17 protein-coding genes are annotated in these 26,016 nt (G+C 40.4%); 6 read left to right on the top strand and 11 right to left on the bottom strand.

The annotated features are described in order from the left end of the window. Window positions 1–244: 244 nt before the first annotated feature. Genes K2F45_RS05375 through K2F45_RS05365 form a run of 3 tightly spaced genes read left to right on the top strand, consistent with a single transcriptional unit; the run spans window position 245 to window position 2,512 of the window. Complete coding sequence (locus K2F45_RS05375; RefSeq protein ID WP_248933055.1) at window positions 245–589, top strand: PadR family transcriptional regulator; 345 nt, start codon at window positions 245–247, stop codon at window positions 587–589. 49 nt (window positions 590–638) lie between these two features. Next, a complete protein-coding gene (locus tag K2F45_RS05370) occupies window positions 639–1,196 on the top strand; it encodes a hypothetical protein (protein ID WP_248933054.1) in 558 nt (185 codons plus the stop codon). After that, entirely contained in the window at window positions 1,193–2,512 is a 1,320-nt protein-coding gene (locus tag K2F45_RS05365) for a serine hydrolase domain-containing protein (RefSeq protein ID WP_248933053.1), read from the top strand. The genes K2F45_RS05370 and K2F45_RS05365 overlap by 4 nt, the downstream gene beginning before the upstream one ends. A gap of 185 nt (window positions 2,513–2,697) precedes the next feature. Here the strand turns inward: K2F45_RS05365 and K2F45_RS05360 are convergent, their stop codons facing one another. The 10 genes from K2F45_RS05360 to K2F45_RS05315 form a co-directional block, all read right to left on the bottom strand. After that, a complete protein-coding gene (locus K2F45_RS05360) occupies window positions 2,698–3,966 on the bottom strand; it encodes a family 16 glycosylhydrolase (RefSeq protein ID WP_248933052.1) in 1,269 nt (422 codons plus the stop codon). Between the two features lie 169 nt (window positions 3,967–4,135). Next, a complete protein-coding gene (locus K2F45_RS05355; protein ID WP_088160390.1) occupies window positions 4,136–5,293 on the bottom strand; it encodes a sialidase family protein in 1,158 nt (385 codons plus the stop codon). A gap of 72 nt (window positions 5,294–5,365) precedes the next feature. Continuing rightward, window positions 5,366–7,348, bottom strand: coding sequence for a family 20 glycosylhydrolase (locus tag K2F45_RS05350; RefSeq protein WP_248933051.1), 1,983 nt, complete (start codon window positions 7,346–7,348; stop codon window positions 5,366–5,368). Between the two features lies 1 nt (window position 7,349). Next, window positions 7,350–8,570 (bottom strand): AGE family epimerase/isomerase, encoded by a 1,221-nt coding sequence (locus K2F45_RS05345; protein WP_248933050.1) that lies wholly within the window; start codon window positions 8,568–8,570, stop codon window positions 7,350–7,352. Between the two features lie 51 nt (window positions 8,571–8,621). Then, window positions 8,622–10,727, bottom strand: coding sequence for a GDSL-type esterase/lipase family protein (locus tag K2F45_RS05340; protein ID WP_158638875.1), 2,106 nt, complete (start codon window positions 10,725–10,727; stop codon window positions 8,622–8,624). A gap of 34 nt (window positions 10,728–10,761) precedes the next feature. Continuing rightward, window positions 10,762–11,997 (bottom strand): MFS transporter, encoded by a 1,236-nt coding sequence (locus K2F45_RS05335; protein ID WP_248933049.1) that lies wholly within the window; start codon window positions 11,995–11,997, stop codon window positions 10,762–10,764. 51 nt (window positions 11,998–12,048) lie between these two features. Further along, a complete protein-coding gene (locus tag K2F45_RS05330; protein WP_248933048.1) occupies window positions 12,049–13,188 on the bottom strand; it encodes a hypothetical protein in 1,140 nt (379 codons plus the stop codon). An 89-nt stretch (window positions 13,189–13,277) separates the two neighbouring features. Next, window positions 13,278–14,198: a dihydrodipicolinate synthase family protein gene (locus K2F45_RS05325; protein WP_075991252.1), complete on the bottom strand. Its 921-nt coding sequence runs from the start codon at window positions 14,196–14,198 to the stop codon at window positions 13,278–13,280. A 41-nt stretch (window positions 14,199–14,239) separates the two neighbouring features. Then, window positions 14,240–15,775, bottom strand: a complete 1,536-nt coding sequence (gene nanU, locus K2F45_RS05320; RefSeq protein ID WP_145328185.1) for a SusD family outer membrane lipoprotein NanU — start codon at window positions 15,773–15,775, stop codon at window positions 14,240–14,242. A gap of 18 nt (window positions 15,776–15,793) precedes the next feature. Further along, window positions 15,794–19,093: a SusC/RagA family TonB-linked outer membrane protein gene (locus tag K2F45_RS05315; RefSeq protein ID WP_075991251.1), complete on the bottom strand. Its 3,300-nt coding sequence runs from the start codon at window positions 19,091–19,093 to the stop codon at window positions 15,794–15,796. Between the two features lie 147 nt (window positions 19,094–19,240). Between K2F45_RS05315 and K2F45_RS05310 the strand changes: the two genes are divergently transcribed. Next, window positions 19,241–19,969, top strand: coding sequence for a FadR/GntR family transcriptional regulator (locus tag K2F45_RS05310; RefSeq protein WP_075991250.1), 729 nt, complete (start codon window positions 19,241–19,243; stop codon window positions 19,967–19,969). 119 nt (window positions 19,970–20,088) lie between these two features. Here K2F45_RS05310 and K2F45_RS05305 read toward each other — a convergent pair whose 3' ends face one another. Next, the gene (locus K2F45_RS05305) at window positions 20,089–21,261 is read right to left on the bottom strand and encodes a glycoside hydrolase family 27 protein (protein ID WP_075994649.1); all 1,173 of its coding nucleotides are present in this window, start codon (window positions 21,259–21,261) and stop codon (window positions 20,089–20,091) included. Window positions 21,262–21,489: 228 nt separating this feature from the next. Between K2F45_RS05305 and K2F45_RS05300 the strand changes: the two genes are divergently transcribed. Next, window positions 21,490–23,019 (top strand): sulfatase family protein, encoded by a 1,530-nt coding sequence (locus K2F45_RS05300; protein ID WP_075991249.1) that lies wholly within the window; start codon window positions 21,490–21,492, stop codon window positions 23,017–23,019. A gap of 294 nt (window positions 23,020–23,313) precedes the next feature. After that, a complete protein-coding gene (locus tag K2F45_RS05295; protein ID WP_075991248.1) occupies window positions 23,314–26,001 on the top strand; it encodes a carboxypeptidase-like regulatory domain-containing protein in 2,688 nt (895 codons plus the stop codon). Window positions 26,002–26,016 lie beyond the last annotated feature (15 nt).

Genomic DNA, 26,016 nt, shown 5'->3' with positions numbered 1-26,016 from the left:
GAACATAGTTTATTATACTTGAGAAAGTATACTTTTCATAAATTTAGGTTAATAATTGGTTAGGTTAAACACTTGAAGTTCCCCACTTCAAGTGTTTTTTTTTTAGCAAAAACTCAATCGAAGTAACATCAAATCCACTTCCCCTATCTTTTTTTAATTAGGACACTTTCCTTCATTAAAAGGTATATTAAAAATTTAAAACAATACATTGTATTACTATGTATTTTGTTATATATTTACTTCCATGAACAAAGAATTTATTGACAAATGGATTTCACAGCTAAAAAAAGGAAGTCTTTCTTTTGTTGTATTAGGTATTCTTGCCTATGATCAGGAATACTATGGCTATGATCTTATCCAGGAGGTCAAGAAGAAAACGGCCATTGATATTGCTGAAGGAACTTTATACCCCTTATTGATCCGTTTAAAAAACGAAGGCCTGGTCGAATCGAAATGGGTACCTCAGGAAACTGGGATTCCAAGAAAATATTACAAAATAACAAAGGAAGGCCAAAGTACTTTCTTAGAGATGAGAACGTACTGGACAAGCTTAAATCAACATTTAACCACTTTGACGCATGCATTATAACCAGATACCCTTTACAAATAGATCCTCAGCTCAACTATATCAAGACTACATGTCAACAGCAACGGCTCTTGTAAAAAAATTAGCCTTGGAGCAAAAACAGGATATATTATGTGAAATCAATAGCCACATATTTGAGGCATTGCAACAGCAGCTTCACCCACAGTTAATCCATGATGCCATGCCTAGTCAGCTCCAAGAAATCTTAGATAAACTCGGGTTACCAGAGACTTTTATCAAAGAAATGATTTTGTCAACGTCCATTACTCCGTCAATAGAATCTCCTCGCAAATCCGTATCCTTATTACGGGTACCTATCATGCTCACACAAGGGCTCGTAAACATGATTTATTATATCATCTATACCCTTATGCTCATCGCCGTATTTCTAGTCGTGGCCAAATTTATTGATCCTCAGGGAGTCGGATTCTTCTATGCGCCCAACAAGTTTTTCATATTCGGCAAACTTATTTTACAGCATGAAGAAGCCCTGCGTTACGAACAATTGGGCAATTATTTCATTCCAGCATTTCTATTCATCATCAGTGGACTTTACTATTCCTCCACGTTAATTTTGAAACTCAAAAAATCTATTCCCCATAAATTATGAAAAGAACCACAGTGTTATTGTTCCTCTTAGGAACCCTATCAAGCCCCATTCTCAAAGCCCAGGAATTCACAGCTGTTCGCATGGATAGCCTGATGTCCGTCATGGATAAAAATAATGTCTGGATGGGCAGTATTGCAATCAGCAAAGGCGATCAATTACTCTATCAAAAGGCAATTGGATATGCAGATGTAGCGCAGAAAAAAAAAGCGAACATAAATACGCGTTATGGAATAGGTTCAATCTCCAAAACTTTCACAGCAACACTTGTACTAAAAACAGTTGAGCTCGGAAAACTGAAGTTAGACGAACCAATATCTGCATTCTTTAAAGATATTCCAGACGCTGGAAAAATCACCGTTCGCCAATTGTTAAATCATAGCAGCGGATTACACAATATCACGGATGACAACGATTATTTGACATGGAATACTAGACCACAGACAGAGAAAGAACTTGTTGAACGCATCGTCAAAGGCGGAGCCGACTTTGCTCCCAGCAGTAAACATGCATATAGTAATTCAAACTACATCCTACTTACCTATATCTTAGACAAAGTTTGGAAAAAAGACTATGCTTTTTTATTGAAAGAATACATCTGTAAGCCATTAAACTTGCAAGAGACAACCTTTGGCCGTCCACAAAATAACAGCAGGGATGTTAGCGAATCTTATCGATTCACTCACGAATGGACCCTTGAACTACACACGGACAATTCTGTTCCGCTTGGAGCCGGAGCCGTTTGGTCAACTCCGGCAGATCTGGGCAAATTTTTCAATGGTTTATTTAGCCATAAAATAATCAATGCTGCAAGCCTGGAAGAGATGAAAAAAATAGATCAGGGCTATGGATTGGGTTTATTCCAATTACCATTCTATGAACATATAGGCTTTGGCCACACAGGTGGTATAGATGGATACTCCTCGGTAGCTGGTCATTTTGATGATGGTAATTATAATGTCGCTATCATTAGCAATGCCAACAATTATAATAATAATGAAATATTAAAGTTCAGCCTTGGCGAACTTTATAAAAAACCTTTTCCACTTCCTGATCTTGCGGAAATACAATTGACAGAGGAAGAAATTTCAAGCCTCGTCGGCGAATACAAAAGCGAACAGCCTCCTATTCAGATAAATATTACGAGAGAGGGCAACAAGGTGCTGGGTCAAGTTGTCGGTCAGCCGGCATTTCAACTGAAACCCAAGGATAGAAATACGCTGGTCCAACCGCAATTTGGCGTAAAAATAGTTTTCGAACGTAGCGAAAACAAAATGACACTCTACCAAAATGGACATACTCTTGTATTGAAGAAATAAGGAGATACTGCGGTTAACTAATGTAAAGATTCATGGCCTTTATTTGGCACTATCTTACATTTTTCATTAGGTAGTTATGAAGTTTATATCGACATCCTCAATGAGGACCGAGGCCCTCGTCATCACGCAGTATTGCTAAAAGAGCAGCGGTTGAACTAAACCGCTGCTCTTCTAACTACGGTGTTTTACAATTTTTCCAAATAGAAATCATCACCATACACCGTACCGCTCAAGGGTTTATAGAAATAGACCGTAGCAGTAGTATTATTGGCTCCAGTTGTAAAAGTTACCGAATTATTGGAGTAGCTGGTCGTACCTATAGTCGCATCGACCGCAGTTCCCCCATAATTTTTGACACCAATACTGACCGACTGGCCAGCTGCAGATACTTTGGCGTAGCCACCGAACCGATAGGTCGTATTTGGCGTTAAACCGGTCAGGTATTGTTCAATGGATGTCTCTCCGCCTGTTTCGCGGATGCATTTGGTTCCTGTCCGGGCATCGGTGGAAACAACCGATGATCCACCGCCCCATGTTGTCCATGGATAGATGACACCGCTTTCGAAATCGCCATTACTAAATAAAGGCAGCTTATATACACGTACGTAATCCACCTGCATACTAAAGGGTAAGTCAGCATTTGTGATCGCCCCTGGCCATCCCGCTCCACCGGCCTGATTCAGAATCAGATAAAAAGGAACATCAAATGGCCATTGCTGTGTCCCCCCACCGGAAACTCTTGCGTAAGTATACTGTATTACATTGTTGACGTAAAATCGAATGTCGTTCGGACTCCAGATCATCGTATATAGGTTGTAATCTGTCGTATTATAGGTGGCAGATTTCGATGCTGTGCTCCCACCATTTGCATTGGTAACTGAGCCATTATGGATCGTATGGTACATCACACTTTCGTTGTTGACATGCTCCATAATGTCAATTTCACCACAGCTAGGCCAGCCGCCGTACGCTGTAGCTGGTTCGGGCATCATCCAAATAGCAGGCCATGAACCTCTTCCTTGTGTAAATTTAGCCCTCACTTCAACTTTTCCATAAGTCATACTAAATTTCCCCATCGACTTAACTCCTCCAGCATGATAGGCAACAGGATCTCCGGCTACAACGGCATTATCCATACGCAATACGAGATTGCTCCCATCTTGGGATGCATAAGCCGGCAAGGAGGTCATATACTTATTCCATGCGACAGTGCCCCTGTCAGCATAAGACCATTTTGTGGAATCAAATCCCCCACTACTATTAAACTCATCCGACCAGATCAATTCGTAGTCTGTTGTCGCTACGGTAGTCGCATTTAATAGCTTAGTCGATGCCTTCGCCTTACTTACTTCCGGAATCGGATTTTTTGTTGCTGTAGAGTCTTTTTTGCAGGCAAAAATAGACAGGCTAGTTGCGATTAGGCTCAGCACCAGCCAAAATTTGGTTTTTCTCATTTAGTTTTGGATTATTGGTTCTATTTAAGTTTATATCGTTATTTGACAGCTTGTGGAGCAAGCTGCCTAATAATCGAAGATTCATTTTTTTCTTTCATTCCTTCCTGTTTTAACCAAAAGGAAGAAATGAAAGAAAATGCATATTATATCGATACCACAATGTGCCCGATTACTTAAAATTTACGGGCAAAAAGACAATTTTGCTGTAATTTTCTTTTTCAAATAAAACGCCGAGTTTATTTTTATTTAAAAGTACTAAATCGGAATAAGCGGCATAATCCCCTTTCACACCCTCCGGCGCTTTGGCCACAACCTGATTAAAATACCATGTTTTGCCCTGATCATTACTTAATCGAACGGTTAGATTGTCTCTTCTATTGGTTGATGCAGCATTACACACAGCCAATATATATTTTCCTTTCTTTTGCCAGGAAAGCACTGAACCCTGGTTGACCGGATCGGGTAAGTTTTTATCATAATAGGTTGTATCCCAAGTAGCGCCACCATCACCGGAATAGGATACAATTCTCGATTTTACATTACCTTGCTGATTACGGGAATTCATATACAGTCCTGTGTTGGAAACCTGTGCGGCCATTGTTTCATTTGATCCCTCAAATTTCACGCTTGCCCCTATCTTGAATGTCTTTCCATGATCGTCCGAGTAATACGAATGCGCAAAATAGTCCTTGCCATTTTCTTTCGGATTTCCTTCAGAATGGTTAGCAGGAATATAAATACGTCCTCTAAACTTACCAGAATCAAATTGCAAAGCATGTCCGGGCGTATTTGCATAAGTCCGCCAGTCTTCCTTAAAAATATATTGTGCATTTACGGATGATTGATTAGGACGATGCGTCTCAAGCGTTATGTTTTCTGGATTAGACCAGGTCTTACCACCGTCGGTCGAACTAATTGACCAACATTCTCGCAAACCATTTCCTTTACGGACTTCTCCCTCATGATTATTACCCGTATTATAAAAAAGAAACAGGCGTCCTTTCGGATATGCTGGATCCAATAGATCCACTACCGGAGCTGGATTTCCGACCTGCAAATTATCATTGTCAACAGCAACTTGCAATGGGCCCCATGTTTTTCCATTATCCTGACTAATTTTATAAACAATATCTACATTACCAAAATCGCCGGCATGATCCACCCTACCTTCTGCAAAAGCAATTAACTGTCCACTTCTATCCTTTACAATAGCAGGTATGCGGTAGCTTTTATAGCCATCTTCGCCTGAAACAAATACACTCACTTCCTGAGCGTGGCAAATTCCTGCCAACAGTGCAAATACCAACATTGTCCCTAATTTCTTCATATCTATATAAGTTTTATTGTTACTTCTATTTAAAAAATTCATCTGTGTTAATACAATGCGATCGGTTATTTATTACTCCCTTTCAATCGGTAGGCAAGTAAACATCCATTTTAGTGGATTTTGCCAATCTCTCCCATTTAATTTTCCCACAGGAAGTTTCACCACAACTGTATTCCAGCCTTTCTCCAGCAGAACAATGCTTGGACTTCGGTAGCTGTAACCTTCATCAACCAATGGGAGCTCCAAATTTCCTTTTTGGCCAGCATGTTGCCAATTCGGTGGAAGCACTTCACGCCCGTTCACCCAAATTTTGCTCATTCTATCGTCCCAGGTTCCCAAATTTGGTGAATCACTGGCATATGAACGGGAGAGGTCGTTAAAACCGATCCAAAAACTTTGGTTTCCCCCTTTTTCACTCCATACTTTGCTCACAGCATATACGGTACTATTTTCAAGCGGCCGATCAATAGCCCCTTTTACCACATCAGCCCACCAATGGCGTAGTACGATAGTCCCACCATAAAACTCACCGATCTTTTTTAAAGCGGTAAATTTTCCTGTCGCTTCATTTTTTAAGACCATGCTCAGATCACCTTTATTTTCCAAAGGCCCATACAACATCCATTTTTGCCCACTTTGTGCGTAATACGGAAAAATAAGATCTTTAAAATACAATCTTTTATGTTGGAGCAAACGCTTTTCAAATTCAACAAATTGAGCTAATCCCTTTACATCCGTTTTGATATTACTACGCCATTCAAAATCTCCTCCTCCTCGCCAGCTTCGTTCCGCAAAAGTCAGCAAAGCAGGGTAAACTGCATTCTGATGGAATACATCACGTTCATGATGGACTGCACGATCGGGCCAGGAACATAACGTCGCACCCATTAACTTTTCATTTTCTGACGATTGACCACCTAATTCCCTATAGAACAAGGTCGTCACCGTTTCCAAAGGATCCATATGATTGATATACAAATGCTTTGAGTCAATCACTTCAAAAGGTGAGTCATTGGTAATAGCCTGTGGTCCACCCATCCAAAGCTGGCGGATTGTGTGTGCCTGCAAATTACCACCAGGCTCCCAGCCGATGGTTTTTAGACCTAAGTCCTCCGTCCATTTTGTCATCATCGGCAAAAATGTTTGGTTGTGAATTTTCACCTCATCCCCCCCAATATGCAGATAAGGTAGCCCGGGATAGGTGGTCGCAAATTCCTTCACTAGTTCTTTGATGATCGCTATGCCGCTATCGCTCTGCATATCGGTTTTAAAAGAACGGCGAAATGCTGCGGAATGCCCTGGCATATCAATTTCGGGTACGAGCTGAATATGGCGATCATGACAATACCGGATCAGCTGCTGCATATCGTCGACTGTATAATACTTTCCCTTCCAACGCTCCATATTTGCAGAGTCGGTCAAACCGGGATATTTTTTACTGATCAGTCGCCATGCAATATCCTCTGTGAAATGAAAGTGAAAAATATTCAGCTTATACCGAGCCATCATATCGATCTGCTCCTTCAACACCTGCATAGACTGAAAATTTCTTCCCACGTCTACCAAGTAGCCACGCCAACGAAAAGATGGATAATCTGTAATGACGCAATACGGCAACTTACCGTCGCTGCCTCCCAGTTGACGCAAAGTTTGCATGGCATAGAAAACCCCTTTACTCGCTCGGGCTTCAATGTTTACTCCCCTTTTATCTATAACGATGCGATAGCCTTCCAAAGAAGACGAGGGAAGTTTCATTTCTTTATTGCAACTAATCGTTATAGCTATATTTTCTTTACTATCGAAGTCTATGCGCCTTACATCCCAATCGCTTAGCAGTGCTGTCAAAGTCTGTCTATCTGTAGTTGACACTTCTCCTTTGGTACGTACGCAGACCACTTGTTTGAGCTGGTAATACCCGGTTTTCCAGGCAACAGACTGCGGCATGGGAAGCAAAGGTCTGATAGTTTCGGACATACCATATAGCGGAGAGATCATCATGACAATCATCATCAGCCTTTGGAGGAACTTAGTTGTCGCTACAGTTTGTCGCATCATGTTATTCCTTAATCGTGTTAAATTCCTTTAGTATTTGCATACAATACCACTCTTGACGAGGGAGATGGAATGGTCCTTTAAATAAATTACCTTTTGCCGTCTGCGCAATCTTCCCATCACGATGCAGATAGCCATACCATTCACCATTGATTTTATCATGAAAATGATCATAGGCATACTGATTGATCTGCTGATGCCAACTTTTATATTTCTCATTTCCGGTCATTAGGTAAGCGAGTAATGTTGCTATAATAGTTTCATTCTGCGGCCACCAAAACTTCATATCCTGCCAATATTCTTGTACCGGCTTTCCATAGACATCCCGAAAGTACAGTATACCACCATATTCTTTATCCCAGCCGCGCTCCCACATATAATCGAGCATACGACAGCCCAGTTCAATCAGATGCGGATCGTTCGCCCGATATTTCGCTTCATGCAAGATAAACCACGCTCCTTCGATGGCATGTCCGGGATTGAGTGTGCGCCCGTCAATATGATCAACAATTTCACCTTCAGGTCCCACTTGTTCCATCACACAGCGGATATCATCTTTTACAAAATCACGTTCTATCTGCGCGATAAAATTACTGATAACGAAATCACAGCGTGGATCTCCAATTGTTTCGCGAATTTGCTGTGCGGTATTGATCATAATCATCGGCACACCGATCCCTTTCATTGGCCTGGTCTGTTCGTATTTTGGTTCCACCAATCTTTCTCCCTGTGCATAAGCCAGACAAATTCCAAACAGCTCATGTGCTTCCGCAGCAATACCGGCGTCTCCCGTCGCTTTTGCATAGGCTGCAAAGGCGATTGCCGCAAAAGTCTCCGCAAAGAAATAACGACGCATACGAATTGGGTTACCGATGCGGTCTACATGAAAATACATTTTGCCGTTTGCATCAAAACAATGTTTCTTCAAAAATTCATAGCCTATCCGGGCCCCTTCCAGCCATTCCTCTTTTTGCTCAACCGTATTGTAAAGTGTGGCCAGCAACCAGCATGCCCTTCCCTGTATCCACACGGCTTTATCTGTATCAATCAAATCCCCATCATGATCACGCATAAATAGATAGCCGCCACATTCATGGTCAATCGATCGTGGAAACCAAAATGGTACAGTGTCTTTTAAAAGCTGATCACGATAAAAAACTTCCAACTCCTTCAAGTAATCAGTGTCTATTATATTTGCGGTATCTTTTATACTTGTCTGTTTCATCTGTTCTAGTTTTTGAGTCAATTTATTTATGTTTAGTTGATCGTCTTATGTTTAGTTGATCGTCAAATCAAAAGTGGACACTGGCGTTCCAATTTCATTTTGAAGATTTGCCCTGCTAAAAGGTTCATATCCATACAGGATTTTGGTGAATTGGAAATTCGGCTTAACGATTTGGACGACATTGCCCGATAGGATATTTGCATTTACATCAGAAATTTTCCCCTTATTGTCCATTACCTGAAAACCTTTCACAGGCGCATTCCCTGGGGTTATTAATTTTATACAATGATCAAATGTCAATAACAGCTTATCATCGCGAAGCGCATACCTGACCAGATCAGGATGATCTGCATTCAATTCAACACCATATACATGTTTACGCACTAAATTTGCCAACCTTCGGCCTACCACAATCTTTTCACGGGGATGTACATCCAAAGAATCACCTACATCGATCGTTACGGCCATGTATGTACCAGCAATGGCTTTCTCCAGTAAGCGTTGTGAGTTTCTAAAATCACCCCATGAAGGTCTATCTATACTTGTGAGCTGAACAAAGAAAAAAGGTAGATCTTGGTGAAAACTCTTCCGCCAGGAGGAAATCAATGTTTTAAAAAGACGTTCGTGAAGTTCTATGTTATGCGCATTGCTCTCACCTTGATACCACAGTATACCTTTCAATCCTGTGCTCAACCATTTGCTGACACCCGCTTCAAAATTGTAAGCTGGTTGATACGGATGGCGTTGATTTTTCACCTTTGAAACTGCTAGATTTTGACTGGCGCGCTCACGGCAGAAATCCTGCAGGAAATCTGATTTTTGCCAGTTGTGAATATAAGAGGCAAGCAAATCGTCGTTTTCCAATGATTTTCGATCAATCCATGATTCGGTATTAGACCCACCTACCGATAGATCAATAATACCAATGGGAATATGCTGTTCGCTGGCGATCTGCTGGGCAAATGAATAAGCAACAGCTGAGAATTGCGCGGCCTCCGCCCCGGTAGCTTGCCGCCAGGCACCGCTGAAAAAGGACAAATCGTTTACTTTCCTTAAGGTCGCGGTATCCCATGCAACAGCATTGGTCTCCACAAGGCTGCGGCATTTAAAAAGGCGCACATTCTTTAAGTGCGGTGCATCTTTGATCAGCTCTTCGCCCTTTGTGGCTCCACGAAGTTGAAAAGCCATATTTGATTGTCCCGAAGCAAGGTATACATCGCCAAAAAGAATATTTTTCAACACTATTTTCTGCTTGCCCGAACGCACTGTTATTTCATAAGGTCCTCCGGCTTCCATTTTAGGCAACTTTATTTCCCAGAAGCCTTCGGGATTGACTTGGGTCTTATAGTTTTTCTTATTAAATGCAAGAGTGATCACATCGGCGGCAGTACCTTTACCATAGATGCTATTTTCCCAATTACGCTGGAGCACCATATCCGAACCGATGGTTTCGGCCACTTGCAAATCTTGGAGAACAGGGATCAATACATGCGCGACCTGTTCAGCAATCAATGCAGCTCCTTCCCTGTTCGGATGCAAGTAATCGTCAAAAAGATCAATCCGATACCGCAGTGGGCTGTTCAGATCGATCAGTCCTACTTGGTTATTTTTTGCTATCTGCGGTATAAGCGCCTGAATTTGATCATACCAATCGCGTGTCCCGGATAAAAAGCGCGGATGACCACTAAAAATAGGAGTCAATCGACAGATGTAAATTTGTACTTTCGGATTAACGGATCGTATGGAGTCAATCAGAGTCGCGTAATCCGATGCAAAGGAGTTCTTATAATTTGGCCAGTTTCTCGGATCAGTATCATTGAGTCCCAGGTGTATAATGGCAACATCAGGTTTATAATCCAAGGCTTTTCTGTATTCTTCCGTTTTATAATAAGGTCTATGCCCCTTACGTAAAAGTGTGGCCCCTGAATGACCAAAATTCCTCACTTCAAACCGCTGACCCAGCAAAGCCTGAAGCTGGCCCGGATAAGAGTCCTCTTTAGAATTTCCGAGCCCATAACCAAAGGTTACGGAGTTACCGATACAAGCTACTTTTGTCCGGGGTTGTCCCACTGCAATGGAGATGGAGACCATCAAACCTAAAAGTAGACCTCCTTTTTTTGAAATATAGGTATGCAGCGTGCTGATTAAGGATTTCATTTTCATCATCTATTCATTCAGGAAATAAAAGCGATTACTTCTCCGTTGTTTTGGGTTTGAGAAACAGGAGTTGCAAGAGTAGCGCTAGCAGTACCGCTGCCCCTAATAGTGCAAAGCCTAACCCAAAATGACCTTCATCCTTAAATTTCCCTAACCATTGCGTAATTACTGCTCCAGCAAACACGCCCACCATATTCATAAAACCATAAGCGGTTGCGCGCAATTTTTTAGGAACAACCTGACATAGGATAGGCATATTGTTGGCGTCGAATATGCCGAATCCAATTCCAAAACAGACTGCGGCTCCAACCACCGCAGGTAAGGTCTGGCCTAATCCCAAAAACAATAAAGCTGGTATGGTTAATCCAAGCCCAATTGCACTGGTATAAATGCGGCCGCGGATATGCTTTTGTACCCATCGGTCACTTAGTATTCCCCCGACGATAACTCCAATAAATGATGAGATCGCGATTGTGATGGTCGACAATGGACCAGCTTTGGCCATTGGAATATTCAGGCTATCGGCAAACAAGGTTGGCAACCAATTTTTGATGGCCCAGCCGGGTAAGCTTGGAGCCGCAAAATAAAATAATAGAATCCAAAACGCCACATTGGAAAATAGCAACAATAAACTTTTGGGAAGAGACAATCGTCCTTCCGAAGCAGGCTCCTCGAGGGATGGCTCATGTTTCTTCTCCACAAGCAAGATCGCTAATAGGACCGCATAACATATTCCGATAATTCCAAACCAATGAAAAGCGGTATGCCATCCTTTTGAAGCGGCCAATGTAGCACCAAAACCACCCAAGGCCTGACCTGTATAGAGTCCGGTCATATGTAAGCCAATGGCTAACGATCGATTTTTTCCGGTATGGTAATCCGCGATCAGCGAAAGAGCTGTGGGGATATACAATGCTTCACTAAATCCCATAATCGCCCGTAAAACCAATAGCATTGCATAATCGTGCGCCATCCCCATGCCATACGTTACGGCCGACCACACAAAAAGACTGCCTACGATCAGCCATTTTCTATTACTGCGATCGGCAACGATACCGGATATAGGACTCATGATACCATAGATGTAAAGAAAAACGGCCATCAATACACCAAAAGTCTCGGCACGCTGCAGCTGTGGAATATCGACCTGCATGGCTTCACGCATAGTTGATAGCATCTGCCGATCCATATAATTCAGCAGAGCTACCCCCCAAAGGAGGGCTACAACGAGCCATGGGTAAAAAGATTTATGTCGTAAAGAAGAGATCATTTCAAGTTTATCAGGTTTATATTAAGTTCTTTATATCTTATTTTTTCAATCCTATTTCTTAGAAAATGTGGCTACTAAAATCTCCGGAGTACGAACGCCCGCCTTAATTTCGCCACTGGGTAAGATGATCATGTCGCCCCAAACAACAGCTGTCGTGGTTACAGGTCCATCCGACGGCAAATCCCCCATCCGCTTCCATTTCGCCAATTTCAGATCATAACGCCATACTGCTCTGCCAAAACCGGGATGATTGATTTGCAATTTATTCTTGGCATCAATCAATTTCTGTCGCTGCGATGGATTTGTTTCCTTTTTAGCATCAAAGATGAGCGCTTCCACCTGATGAAAGGTATTGCCCCGATCTGCACTCAACAACCATATTCCTTGGTCGGGCAATACACAAGCTGTTCCTGCTGCAGCAGGGAAAGGAATGTCCGTCCGTTTGGACCAAGTAGTACCACCATCGGTTGAGCACCACAGTTCATGGTATAATGTTGAAGGGCTCTCTAGATGAGCCTTTCTTCCACCAAGCAGATAAAGGCCATTTTGGCTATCAGACAACAATTGCAAATGGGAGACTGCATAGGGTAATTTCCCCACACAGACCCATCCTTTTTCAAGATGTGCTAAATCCAATTTTAACACTTGATCCGATACAGCATCAGGCCTTTCACCACCGGCAATAAAAAGTTTATTTCCATGAACTACCGCTCCCATATTAGCCAATGGAAATGGGAGGTTCGGAAAGTCTGACACCGTAATTTTCTTGGTAGAGCCATCATATTTAATCATTCTACAGGCGGCTGTTTTTCCATCAGGAGTCTCTCCACCGATAACCAGCAATCCATCGGGTAGACTTAGGCTGGCACCATAAGCAACCGCTATAGGAAGACTATCCTGGGCTATTAAGCTCAGTCGTCCCCCTTTTTTTCCGTAAATAAAAACATCTTTTTGGATCTCTTTCGCCCCACCTTCCCAAGGGGGTAAATGCGGGAAATTCGCCCCACCAGCAACCAGGAGACAATCGCCTGTGACACCAGCTATTGGTCCTGCCATACCAATATGCCCCTTTCCATCTTGCGTAGCTGGCAATGTAATGCCTTTATGCCATTCCAATCGACCAACCTGTGCATGAACAGCACCTGTAAACAGTATTCCCACAATAACTCCCATCAAATGTTGTTTTGTCATATCTATTTATTCTTGAACCTACAGTTCAGCCTGTAATCTCCCTCTCGATGTAAGCACTCATGATACTCATCTCGAGAGGGAGATCTATTTTACTGTGCACAAAACGTCTGAAAATTAAGTTTGTTCACATCACTCTCAAAGAGTTCAAATTGCTCCGCAGAAATATTCTTTACGGGTAGTCTAAATGCTCCGCAGTCAAGGCCAATCAATTTCATATACGATTTTCCTACTGAAATACCACCATACTTTCCTAACAATGCGATCATATCGATAGATTGCTGCTGCAAAGCATTAGCTTTTTCAAGATCTCCCCGGTCATAAGCCTCTATAAGCTCAAGATATAAAGGTGCAGCGTAGTTATAGGTACTTCCGACAGCTCCTTTGTTACCCAATACCAAAGCGGACAGCATATTCTCATCTCTTCCCCATAACATATCATACTTCCGATCTGCATAATTCAGACAGCTTAGAAAATCCATAAAATCTTCGTGCGTATATTTGATTCCCTTAAAATTTGGTATTACGCCATCAATTTTCTTCAACAGGTCGATCATCTGGAAGTTTCCACCGGTCAATACCGGGATATGATAATAATAGAAAGCCGTATTCGGGGCTGCACTAGCAATTTCGACACAACATTTTGCCAATTGTTCCACATTAGCAGGTTTGAAATAAGATGGTGAAGTAAATGAAACAACATCTACCCCTGCTTGCTCGGCCAGCCTAGCCAATTGTTGGCATTCTTTGATATTCGTTCCGCCAAGAAGCATCATGAGTGTAAATGCATTATCCTCTTTCGTTAATCTGGCCCAAGCAGTCATGACCGCAACTTTTTCCTCAAAAGTCAACGACACCCCTTCTCCGGTAGAGCCACAAATAAAGGCACCCGTTACCCGATTGCGCTTTAACATCGCATAGTATTGCGGAATCAGCTCAAGATTCAATTCTCCGTTTTCATCGAAAGGAGTAAATGGCGCTGCAATTAATCCTGAGATTTTTTGGTCTAGCATGATCTGTGTATTTAATATTATATTATTTTTTTTAAATGTAACTAAAACGACGTATAACCTTTTGTTTGAACCAGTAGCCGGTTATTTGTCAACGCATCCCTATTTATTGGCCATAAAAGGCGAAATGATTCTGCTACCGGTAATGATGTATACTTATAAACAAAGCTATCGCCCATTCTTCTCAAATCATACCAATATTTCCCCTCGCCAATAAATTCTAATTTGCGTTCTTTTAAAATTGCTTCCATCGGATCGCTGTCTATCTTCTGATTTGGAAAACCAAAAGTACCTTCGTTGTAATTACTTCCAAAAGCTCTTGCTCGAACCAAATTAATTTCCTCTTTGGGGCTTTCACCCAGTAGCACTTTAGCTTCAGCTAACAGCAAGAGTAAATCCGCATAACGATAGATTGGAAAATCATTCGTAAATGCCCGAGATCCAGCATTTTGTTCACCTTGATATTTTTTCAGGAAACAACCGGCCATATTGAACTTTCCTGTCGCATCTTTTGAATAGGCCGCTTGAATAGATGTGTTTTTACGTTGATCCAAATCATTGTAGTCCCGATACGAACGGATACGAGTCGGTGCACGTAATATTCCACCATAATTTTCAGCAGTTACAGTGAATTTTCTGTTGGAAAGTGAGTCATAATAATTTGCGATAAGGCCAGATTGTGGAACAAAATCGGATATAAAACCTAAAGTCGCTTCATTTAATTGATGACGCGCTACAAAAATCATTTCACTATTACCGCGATTGGTTGAAGAAAATAGACCAGAAAAATCTGATTGCAGAGACAAGGTAAGATTTGATTTTATTTCCGATAAAGCATTTTTGGCTGTTAAAGCAGCATCCTTACCTCCGCCTCGATGTGCATTCCAAAGATTCACTTCTGCTTTAAGCATTAATGTTGCTGATTTTGACCAATACGATTTTGTATTCTTCACGGAGTAATCTGTTCCAAAAGAAGTCAGAGAGCTTTCTAAATCCGAAGTTACAAGCCCTAAAACATCCGAAGCTGGAGAAGCGGCTTTAGCAAGGTTGGTGATATCAATATTTCCAACAGGCTCTGTTTGCAGGACAACATCTCCCCAGGAACGATACAGCTGAAAATAGTAGAATGCACGCATTCCATAAGCAATCCCTAAATAGTAACCTTTATTTTGAGCGGTCACAATATCAGTCGTATTAAGTTTGCTGATCAACAAATTTATCTGATTGATGTTTTCGTAAAAAGCCCCGAAATTGCTCACCCCCGGATTATCGAGATCCAAATTATGATTCCACATTCTTTCCAACCCTTGCGGAGCTTCCCCTGTAAAAGACGATGTCGTTCCGGGATCATTGCCAAAGACCTCCCCCTGGTATTCACCCAGAAGTACAAATGCGCGCTCATGGTTCCGAAATCTTGCATGTAGACCACTCACAAACGAATCAAACTGATCGGCTGTCTTCCAGTAATTCCCATCACTAATGGTACTCACGGGATTTAACTCTAGATTTTTATTGCAAGAACTTAAGAGGCCTAGTCCCAATACCATTGCCAAGCTCAAGGTTTTTATATTGATTTTCATCGTTTTCAATTTTTAAGATTAAAAGGATAGTTGAACACCTAAGACATAAGATCTTGGTGTGGGATAAGTGCCTAAATATATACCTGTAACCAAATTGTTCGCATCTACTGGCGGTTCAGGCGATGGACCCGAGAATTTTGTGATATAAAAAAGATTAGATCCGGTAAAATAAATCCGTGCATGCGAAAATACCCGCGATTTTTCGAGCAATGATTTGGGCATGTCGTACGAGAGAGTCAACTCACGGAGTGCCAGATAATCTCCTTTTTCATAAAACCTCGAATTGTTGCTATTCAATACCGCATTGGCATTGTTTCCACGTGTATAATTCTGTTTGGAACCACCAACCTGATCCGCAAAATAAACCTTTGGAATGTCTGTTATAGTGTTGGTGGGTGACCAAGCTTGTTTTTGCAGCTCAATATAATTGAATGTGCCCTGATAATTACCCAATGTTCTTGCAACAAGATCATTGTAAATCTTATGTCCCAGCGCAAACTCCCAGTTTGAAAAAAGGCTCAGATTCTTATAACTTAAATTCGTTGTAAATCCGCCCGTCCATTTTGGATTAATATTGCCGATATACACTTGATCACGTGAATCGATAATATCATTTCCATCGACATCCAGCCAATTGACATCTCCAGGAGTAATTCTTCCATTTTTTCCAACAGGGAGATTAGGCCCAGTAATTCCTGCAATATTATCCGTACGGTTTCCGGCAACTGAACTTACCTCAGCATCATCTTTAAATATTGATACTTGTTTATATGCGTAGATATCGCCCAGCGATTGCCCCTCCTGATACCCACCTACCCATTTAACTTGACCCGATGTTGGATCATAGACCTGTAGACCACCTTGACGATTATTTTCGTTTCCATTATTCGGCAGCTCCAGTATTTTATTTTTAACAAATGCGGCATTGGCGCCAATATTCAAATTAATACCATCGGGATTTCTAAGCACGCGAGCTTGTAACCCAAACTCCAGGCCTTTATTTTGTAAAGTTCCTAAGTTGGTATTTATAGACGAGAAGCCGATATAACTAGGCAGAGTCAGATCTGTTAAAAGGTTTTTAGTTTTTCTATTGTAATAATCGAATAGTAAAGTTACGCGGTCTTTCCATAAACCTAAATCTAAGCCTACACCAGTAGTTTTACTCGTTTCCCAAACCAGATTTCCATTTACCGGCTGTGTATTGAGGTATCCAGCGGTTCCATTATAATTGGTTTGCAAGGAATAGGTTCCCTGGACTTCATATCTGCCTAATCCGTTTATATTTCCATTTTCTCCGTAACTCAGTCTAGGCTTCAAAGTTGAAATATACTCCGCTAATTTGGTATTCTTAAAAAATGTTTCTTGATGAACATTCCAGCCTGCAGAAAGACCTGGGAAAAAGCCCCAACGATGGCCATCTGCTAAACTCGATACACCATCCAAACGATATACGGCATTCAACAAATATTTCCCATCATAATCATAAGCCAAACGTCCCATGGACGAAATAATTCTATATTCAGATTTCGAAGATGTGTTATTTCCAGCCACAAAAACAGTCGAAGCATTGACGGTCGGTATATCATCAGTAGGCGCATTCTTCCCATACACCTGCATATAATCTGTTTTTGTATTAAAATATTCCGCACCAAGCATAGCGTTCAGATTATGCTTCTCACCAAATGTCTTGGTATAATTTAAAATACCGTTGAACTGTGTTTGGAAATCGCGATTTATATTGCGATAAGCATCTCTTGAAGTACTGCCTATTGTTTCGGGGTTAGAAAACACATTGGCATAGGTCTGGGTCGATTTTTGGAAGAACTCATTCAATAACTCTTTCATATAGGCATTTCCCGAGACCTTGAGGTATAGACCAGGAATAATATCCCATTTTAGGGAACCGTTTACGACAATGCGATTCGTTTCATTATTTCTCTCCATACGGCTCAACCAATACAATGGATTCCCATCATTGATGCCGTTGCCTGGATTGGGTCTCGTCTTCGCCTCATCAACCCAAGGATTAAATGTTGGCCAAATAGCCAAATTCCGATATAATGCACTTACTTCCGATCCGCCAACGCCATATTGAGAAGCAGTTGACAAATTGACCGAGGTTGCCACCTCCAGATTCGGTTTCAGCTTATATGAACCATTTAGATCTGCAGTATATCTTTTATAGTTGGAGCCCACAATGATTCCATTCTCATCATATGCATCAAATGCAGCGAAATATTTTCCTCGATCGTTACCGCCCGATACATTTACATAATGATCCTTTGTATAGGTATTTCGAAATAAGATATCCTCCACTTCACCCGAATGATCTTTATAAATTATCTGACCACCATACGGATCATCAACAAGTTGCCACCCTTTAGCTAGTAATGGATCCAAGTCAGATGTGTAACGACGAATATCGAAGGAAGATAAATTTGCATTATCAGTCAATAATCCCAGTCCTCTGGAGCTATTAGCTGTCTCAATCGTTTTACCGGCATTTAAATAACCCAAGCGCGTATAATAAATGTAATCCCCAGCATTCATATAACGATACCCCTCACGACGTTGGTTAAAGCCTCCTGTGAATTTATAAGATATATTTGACTGTCCCGATTTACCGGTTTTCGTTGTGATCAAAACTACGCCATTATTTGCGCGAGCTCCATATATTGCCGTTGCAGAAGCATCTTTTAGAAGTTCGATGGATTCAATATTATCCGAACTCACATCATTCATCTCACGAATGACGCCATCTATTACCACTAATGGGGGACTAGAACTTTTAATTGATGCTCCACCGCGCAATTTTAACATAGGCGCCGCCCCGGGTGTACCCGATTTATTCACCACCTGTAATCCAGGTACAGTTCCCTGCAATGCTGTAGCAACATTAGAACGTGGCGTATTTTGCAAAACAGTTTTATCCACTTTAGCGATGGAACCAGTCACACTTCTCCTGTTTTGTGTTCCATATCCAACCACCACAACTTCATCCATTTGCTCAACCTTGGACTCGAGTTTGATATCCAATTGATTTAATTGTCCAACTTTTACTTCATATGGTCTATACCCCGTAGACGTGATGACTAAAATAGTATTGGGATTGGTACTGATTGAGAAAGTCCCATCAGCATTTGTCTGCAAAGATTGGTTGGATCCTTTGACTTTTACAGTCACGTTGCCGAGCAACTCCCCTGTCTTTGCATCGGTAATTTTTCCCCGCACCGCATGGTCTTGTGCCTGGGCTAAAAGCAAATTGCCCATCAAAACAGACAGCGTGAGAAGGGTTCGTAATTTTAGGTTTGAATACATATTGGTTTGTATTAAGTATTACATATATACAAATATATAAATTACTAAATGTAAAAAACAAATTTAAATCAAATTATGTATAACATATTAATCACTTTTATTAATTATCTTTGTCTTAATGCGCCTAATGCGCGATATGTAATATATATGGAACCGAATTCTTCGCTGATAGAACATCTTAATACAATTGATACCTCTTCACTAGTAGACCGTGCTGAAAAAGAAATCATCAATCTTTTTGTCAACCAAGGCTTAAAGGTTGGAGATGCTTTACCTAAGGAAATTGAATTGGCCGAAACCCTTGGTGTAAGTCGTACAGTAGTTCGCGAAGCTATGTTGCGGTTACGTATGGTCGGATTGATCGAATCAAAAAAACATCGTGGGGCCGTTCTAACAAGTCCAGATCTCATAAAACCGCTACGCAAATCACTTTACCCAACCATTATGGAAAACAAGACCTTACAGGATCTTTTTGAAATGCGCATGGTGCTGGAGGTGGGTATGGCGGATATTCTTTTTGAACATATACAGGAAAAAGACATTGAGGAGCTGGAAGCGATCGTTGCCAAGGAACCTATAAATGCAGATAATACAATTTTCGACATTGAAACTGAAGTAGCCTTTCACGGTAAGCTTTATGAAATCACTGGAAATACGATTCTCAAAGATTTCCAGAACATGCTGTTACCTGTTTTTCAATATGTCCATAGCAGCGGCTTACTGACTAGTCCCAGTTCATCGAAAAGCTTTATTTCACACCGAGGCCTAGTTGATATATTGAAGGTCGGCAATGCCGAGGTTTTTCGAAATGCCATGCGCAAACATCTTGACAATCATTATCAGCGACTCTTTTTATATAAGAAATCTATTGGATAATCTGTTTAACATGATTGATTTACAACACTATAAAAAAGCCCAATCATATGATTGGGCTTTTTCTTTAAAGCATCTCCACTTAATCCTTTTACTTGGTTATCGTACAATTTGACACTTTGTTATTCAGACAGCAACAGTACAATGATTCCATGCGGAGGAAGAATGAATTTTGTATTCTGACCAAGGTTTCCTTCATCGCGATGAAGCCATAAATCTCTGACGCGATTTTTTGGAGACAAATTCAGCGCTTTAATATCCAGTTTAAACATCGTTTCTTTGTCCGACCGATTAAGAATTGCAAATGCTTTATGCTTTGGATCTGCCAGATCTTTTTTCCAGACTTCTACCTCACCCGCTTTATGAACGACTTGTGCTTGTTTAAAAGCCTTATCCTGATTCAGAGCTATGAGCTCTTTGTTAGTCAATATAGAAAGTGTCTGTTTCGAGATTTTCCGAAGGTCGTTTCCAGCCATCAAAGGTGAATTCAACATACACCACATCGAGAAATGCGTTTTATCCTCTTCATGAGTCATTCCATTACCCACTTGAAGCATATCCATATCATTATAATGCCCCGGAGAGCTATAGGGATAAAGATTACGATTGAGATCAATAATATGCAACACTGAAGCAAAATTTGGTTGTATATCTTGCGAGATACGCCAAGAATCGACCTGTTTAATGGCCCAGTCACCCGGGAATTGCCAGCGGCAAAGGTTAAAGCCTACATCTAGGCGAACAGCCTTCACTGCCGTTATTATTTTTGTATATTGTTCGCGATCATCTAGCTTCATTTCCAATCCACCACACCAATCCACTTTGATGAAATCAAAATTCCACTCTTTAAAAAATAACTGCGCGTCTTGGTCTTCATGTCCATACATCCCTACCCCGATGCCTTTTGGGTCTTTGTCCCAGATAGAACCACAGGTATTTTTTCCTCCCTCCGAATACAGTCCCGCTTTTAATCCCTTGGAATGAATGTAATCGGATAGGGCCCGCATTCCGCCAGGAAATTTTGAACGGTCTTCGTAAAGTTTTCCCGCTTGGTCACGCCCCCCGAAATACCCGTCATCCACATTGACATAACTGTATCCCGCATCGTGCAAGCCAGTCGCGACCATGGCATCTGCCTGCTCCCGAATCAACTTTTCATCAATATGGATCCGAAAGCTATTCCAGCTGCTCCAACCCATTATTGGTGGTTTTGCCTCTTGACACAACCCTTTTAGACTCCAAGCGCCTACTAAAGCCCCCAAAAGTATACCCTTAAATAACAACTTAAATCTCATAATTGTAGTATAAAAAAGATCTGATCTATCCTTTATTTTCATTTTAATCTGCATCAAAAATACATAGAGACAATGATATGAAAAAGTAAATTCAATCACTTAATTATTTTATGTAATACATAATAATCCTTATCTTAGTCAGCGTTATCACCATCGTGAAATTTACACTATTTTCAAATAGCATAGCTTAAAAAAGCTTGATACATTCAATTTAAACCAAAAAACACAATGAAACTCAGCATCTTTTTATTTGCCGTAATCGCAACACTTCTCTATAAAAATGCTTCTGCACAAAAAAAGCCTAATATCATCATCATTATTTCCGATGATCATGCCTATCAAGCAATCGGTGCCTATGGTTCGAAATATGGGAAAACACCACAGATAGACCGCATCGCTGCTCAGGGTGCCCTATTTAAAAATGCCTTCGTCAACAATTCGATCTGCGGACCATCCCGAGCGACATTATTAACGGGTAAATACAGCCATAAAAATGGATTCAAAGACAATGAAACTTCTGAATTCGACTTTAGTCAGGATCTTTTTGTGAAACAGCTCCAAAACGTAGGTTACAATACCGCTTGGGTGGGTAAAATTCACTTAGGAGACAAACTGCAGGGTTTCAACTATTATGATATTCTTGTTGGACAGGGGACTTATTTTAATCCAGATTTTATCAGCAAAGAGGGCCGCAAACGCACTGAAGGGTATGTATCCGATATCGTAACCGAAAAAGCTATTGATTGGCTCGATACGGTAGACGCTGATAAGCCATTTTGTCTAGTCATCGGTCATAAAGCCACACACCGTACCTGGATGCCAGATCCAAAGGACTTCGGCAGCTACGATACTGTAAATTTCACCTTACCCACTACTTTCTACGACAATTACCAAAGTAGACCTGCAGCCGCATTGCAGGAAATGTCCATTGACAAGGACATGAAAATGGGCTACGATCTCAAAATGTTCAATTCGTTGGAAGACATGATGGCCGACGGTAACTTCAAGCGGATGAACCAAGCTCAAAAGGATAGCTATATCACCTATTATCGGCCCATTTATGAACAACTAAAGCAAGGTAATTTGACGGGCAAGCAACTTTCAGAATGGAAGTTCAGACGTTATATGATTGATTATCTCAATACTGCCCAATCTATGGACCGCAATATAGGGAAAGTACTAGATTATCTGGATCAAAAATCACTCAGTGAAAATACAATTGTAATCTATCTTTCAGACCAAGGTTTTTATATGGGTGAGCATGGTTGGTTCGACAAACGTTGGATGTATGAGGAATCTTTTCGTACCCCAATGGTCATGCGGTACCCAGCCCTATTACGCGCAAAATCGACCATAAACGCCAAAATTGTCAACGCTGATATCGCTCCCACGTTATTGGAGTTAGCTGCTATCAAAAAACCGAAAGACATGCAAGGTGAATCTTTTGTACATGTCCTGAAAAATAACAAAGAGGAACATCGAAAAGAGCTGTTCTATCATTATTTTGAAAATGGAGAACATGCCGTGAGCCCCCATTTTGGTGTTCGTGATGACCGTTATAAATTGATCCGCTATTATAAACGAATCGAAAATTGGGAACTCTTTGACCTTCAAAAGGATCCCAGTGAACTCCATAATGTTTACAAGGATCCTACCTATCAAAGCGTCGTCAAACTGATGAAAAAGAAACTGATCACACAAATGCGCCAATTTGATGACAAAGAAGCAGAAGCTATTTACAAAATCAACATCGACTAATTATGCCATCAGGGTATCCGATTTATTGGATACCCTTTTTTTATTGCTATTCGTTTCTTCGAAATGTTTATTGAAATGCTGCCTATATAGTTAAGTCCAATAGCTCATTGTAAATAGGTTGTTTTGCAGACACATAATCTTAAAAAAATTGCAATAAATAGAATCCGCAATCGATTGTCTTATAAATAAATTTTCATTTATAGTATAATTTTCATTTCTTTAATATAGTATTAAAATGATTTACATAAAATCATTTTAATCACCAATATAGCCAAGACATGCGTACTTAACTTTATGAAAATTTACTTATTTTTAATTTTATTACTCACCACAAATATAGTTCTAGGTCAATCGAAGGGCAAAGTTCTTGGGACTGTATTTTCTCAAAATGCGGAACCATTAGAAAAAGCAACTGTAACGATTCTCAATTCAAAAGACTCTTCCGTAGTTTCCTACCTCCTTACTGACACAAAAGGTAAATTTGAATTTGTTAAAATTCCCACAGGGACCGCATTAACGCTTTTTATTTCACATGTCAATGCAAATCCTTTTCGTAAGGAATTTACTATACCTAACGGAGAAAATTATGATTTCGCTCACTTAAAGCTCGACTCGAAAAGCCTCGATGAAGTAGTCATCAATATTGTTCCCCCCGTACGGATGAATAAAGATACGTTAGAATATAACACCAACTTCTTCAAAACTCGTCCAAACGCCAACGTAGAGGAATTACTCAAAGAACTACCTGGTCTTCAGGTTAATATGGATGGCTCTATTTACTATCAAGGGAAAGAGGTTTCAAAAGTAAAAGTAAACGACAAGGATTTCTTTTCGAGTGACGTACGTATTGCCACACGAAATTTGGATGCTTCTCTTATCAAAACAGTACAGGTGTACCGTGATAAGGGCGAAACAAAAAAAGATAACGAAGACGAAGATAAACTGCCGATTACGATTAACCTAAAATTTAAGAAAGATTTTCTCAAGGCCAGTTTTGGTAAACTTTATGGTAGTGCAGGTACAAGGAGCAGGTATGAGGCCGGTGGTTTATTCAATACATTTAAGGACACACTACAGCTGAGTTTCCTCGGTTTTGGAAATAACATTAACCGCCAGAGTTTTGATTACAATGAATTGAACCAAGAAGCTGGACTTGGACGTGCCGAAAACTATGGATTTGATAATTTTGGAGGTAGGAACTATTCGGGTAAAGCCAACGATATTGGCTTGGGCTTTAATCTCAACAATGACTGGGGAAAGAAGACCAAGCTGAACATCATGTACATGCTGAAATATAATAAAGCTGAAAATCAAAATACCGGCAATCAAATCTCTTTATACGATCAGGAAAAACAATATTCAGCATCCGATTACCAGCAACAGGAGAAATCTGTAGGGCATAATCTCAAAACCCTCCTCCGACATCGCATGGATACAACAGCCTATTTTGAATTTACACCGAATTTGGGTATCAATTCAAAAAACAATTCAACCTTCGGAATGAACCGCTCCTATACGGATCTCAAAAAACTAAATGACGCAACAGGTACGGGCGGAAATAAGGAAAATACCCTGAATTATTCACATGGATTCTATATCGAAAAACAACTCAATAAAAACCACATCGTATCTTTTAGAAATACGATTTCCATCAATACAAATGAAAAGACCGATACGTCCTTCCAAAACACCTATATATATGACACAGCTAAGTCGCGAACTAGTTTATGGTATAAAAACCGAACACAAAATAATTCCAACAACCTATATTTCAGTGCAGCCTATTATAATAAAATAATTAAAAAACTAAACTTTGACTACTACTTTACCTATGTCACTAACCGCCAAGGGCCACAGGAAAGTGTATATATCAACCGCGACAGCACTGGAGAAATGCATGCAGCTCCTTATGAAAATAGCTATCGTTACAAATACCAGGATTATATTACCGGTATTATAGTTTACTGGAGACCCACCAAAGATTTTAACGTAAAGTTTGGAACAGCCTATCAAGTAAAGGTAAATCATTTTGATTTACTTAAAATCAACTCTGCCGAGAAATCATCTTTAGGCTACTGGTTGCCCAATATTAATATACGTTATAAAGATCTAAACCTCGGCTGGTATAAAGATCTCGAGTCTCCCGAGCTCTATGGAATTCAGCAGCTCGTCTTGGATCTAAATCCATTATATACACGAAAGACATCCTTTATATTCAACAATATCGAAAAACAGAATGTCAGTATATCATACTATAAGTATACGTCGAAGTTACAGTTTAATGTAAATGGAAATATCAATTATGTCAATAACAGCATCGGGTCCCGTAGCTGGCGAAACAACAATACAGGACAAATGACCACCCAGATGTTTCTCGCTGGCTCAAAATATAACTATAGTGCCTATACTTACCTGAGATACAACCTAAAAGCCAGTAAAAATTGGTCATTCTATCTATCGCAAAACAACAGTATCTATACCTATGAAAATTATAGTTCCATTAATGATGTTGATAATAAAGGGACCAATATAGGGATCAATGCCAGCCAACAATTTTCCGCGACGTGGAAAAACCTAGTGACGATATCACCACAGTATACCTATTCTTGGAACAAGAACATAAATTCGGTAAAAGATAACCCCGACTTTATTGAATCAACTTCTTCAATCCGTAAAATTGGTGCAGGATTGAATATTAATCCGATCCACGGATTTTCGCTGGAATCAACATACTCCTTAGATAACCGGGCTAGCGGATTGAGCGGCAGAAAAAACTACCATATCTTAAATGCGTCTGTCTATTATACCTTTAAAAATAATTCACAGCTAAAATTGACCGGCTTTGATATATTGAATCAGAATACCCAAAATTATTGGGGCAGTCAAGGCAACGTAACATATTTTAGGAATTCACTTACATTGAAACAATATTTTATGTTGGGCTATGTCCATAAATTTAATATTATCAAAACAAAGAAATAGATCTGGTAAAAAGCT

It is taken from the genome of Sphingobacterium siyangense, assembly GCF_023277505.1.
Lineage (GTDB): Bacteria > Bacteroidota > Bacteroidia > Sphingobacteriales > Sphingobacteriaceae > Sphingobacterium > Sphingobacterium siyangense.
Note: the sequence above shows the minus strand (reverse complement) of the source record. Positions and strands in the feature narration are given on the sequence as shown.

Coding starts and splice junctions, on each gene's coding strand:
- K2F45_RS05375 (WP_248933055.1), top strand. CDS start 245: ATGAACAAAGAATTTATTGACAAATGGATTTCACAGCTAAAAAAAGGA.
- K2F45_RS05370 (WP_248933054.1), top strand. CDS start 639: ATGTCAACAGCAACGGCTCTTGTAAAAAAATTAGCCTTGGAGCAAAAA.
- K2F45_RS05365 (WP_248933053.1), top strand. CDS start 1,193: ATGAAAAGAACCACAGTGTTATTGTTCCTCTTAGGAACCCTATCAAGC.
- K2F45_RS05360 (WP_248933052.1), bottom strand. CDS start 3,966: ATGAGAAAAACCAAATTTTGGCTGGTGCTGAGCCTAATCGCAACTAGC.
- K2F45_RS05355 (WP_088160390.1), bottom strand. CDS start 5,293: ATGAAGAAATTAGGGACAATGTTGGTATTTGCACTGTTGGCAGGAATT.
- K2F45_RS05350 (WP_248933051.1), bottom strand. CDS start 7,348: ATGATGCGACAAACTGTAGCGACAACTAAGTTCCTCCAAAGGCTGATG.
- K2F45_RS05345 (WP_248933050.1), bottom strand. CDS start 8,570: ATGAAACAGACAAGTATAAAAGATACCGCAAATATAATAGACACTGAT.
- K2F45_RS05340 (WP_158638875.1), bottom strand. CDS start 10,727: ATGAAATCCTTAATCAGCACGCTGCATACCTATATTTCAAAAAAAGGA.
- K2F45_RS05335 (WP_248933049.1), bottom strand. CDS start 11,997: ATGATCTCTTCTTTACGACATAAATCTTTTTACCCATGGCTCGTTGTA.
- K2F45_RS05330 (WP_248933048.1), bottom strand. CDS start 13,188: ATGACAAAACAACATTTGATGGGAGTTATTGTGGGAATACTGTTTACA.
- K2F45_RS05325 (WP_075991252.1), bottom strand. CDS start 14,198: ATGCTAGACCAAAAAATCTCAGGATTAATTGCAGCGCCATTTACTCCT.
- nanU (WP_145328185.1), bottom strand. CDS start 15,775: ATGAAAATCAATATAAAAACCTTGAGCTTGGCAATGGTATTGGGACTA.
- K2F45_RS05315 (WP_075991251.1), bottom strand. CDS start 19,093: ATGTATTCAAACCTAAAATTACGAACCCTTCTCACGCTGTCTGTTTTG.
- K2F45_RS05310 (WP_075991250.1), top strand. CDS start 19,241: ATGGAACCGAATTCTTCGCTGATAGAACATCTTAATACAATTGATACC.
- K2F45_RS05305 (WP_075994649.1), bottom strand. CDS start 21,261: ATGAGATTTAAGTTGTTATTTAAGGGTATACTTTTGGGGGCTTTAGTA.
- K2F45_RS05300 (WP_075991249.1), top strand. CDS start 21,490: ATGAAACTCAGCATCTTTTTATTTGCCGTAATCGCAACACTTCTCTAT.
- K2F45_RS05295 (WP_075991248.1), top strand. CDS start 23,314: ATGAAAATTTACTTATTTTTAATTTTATTACTCACCACAAATATAGTT.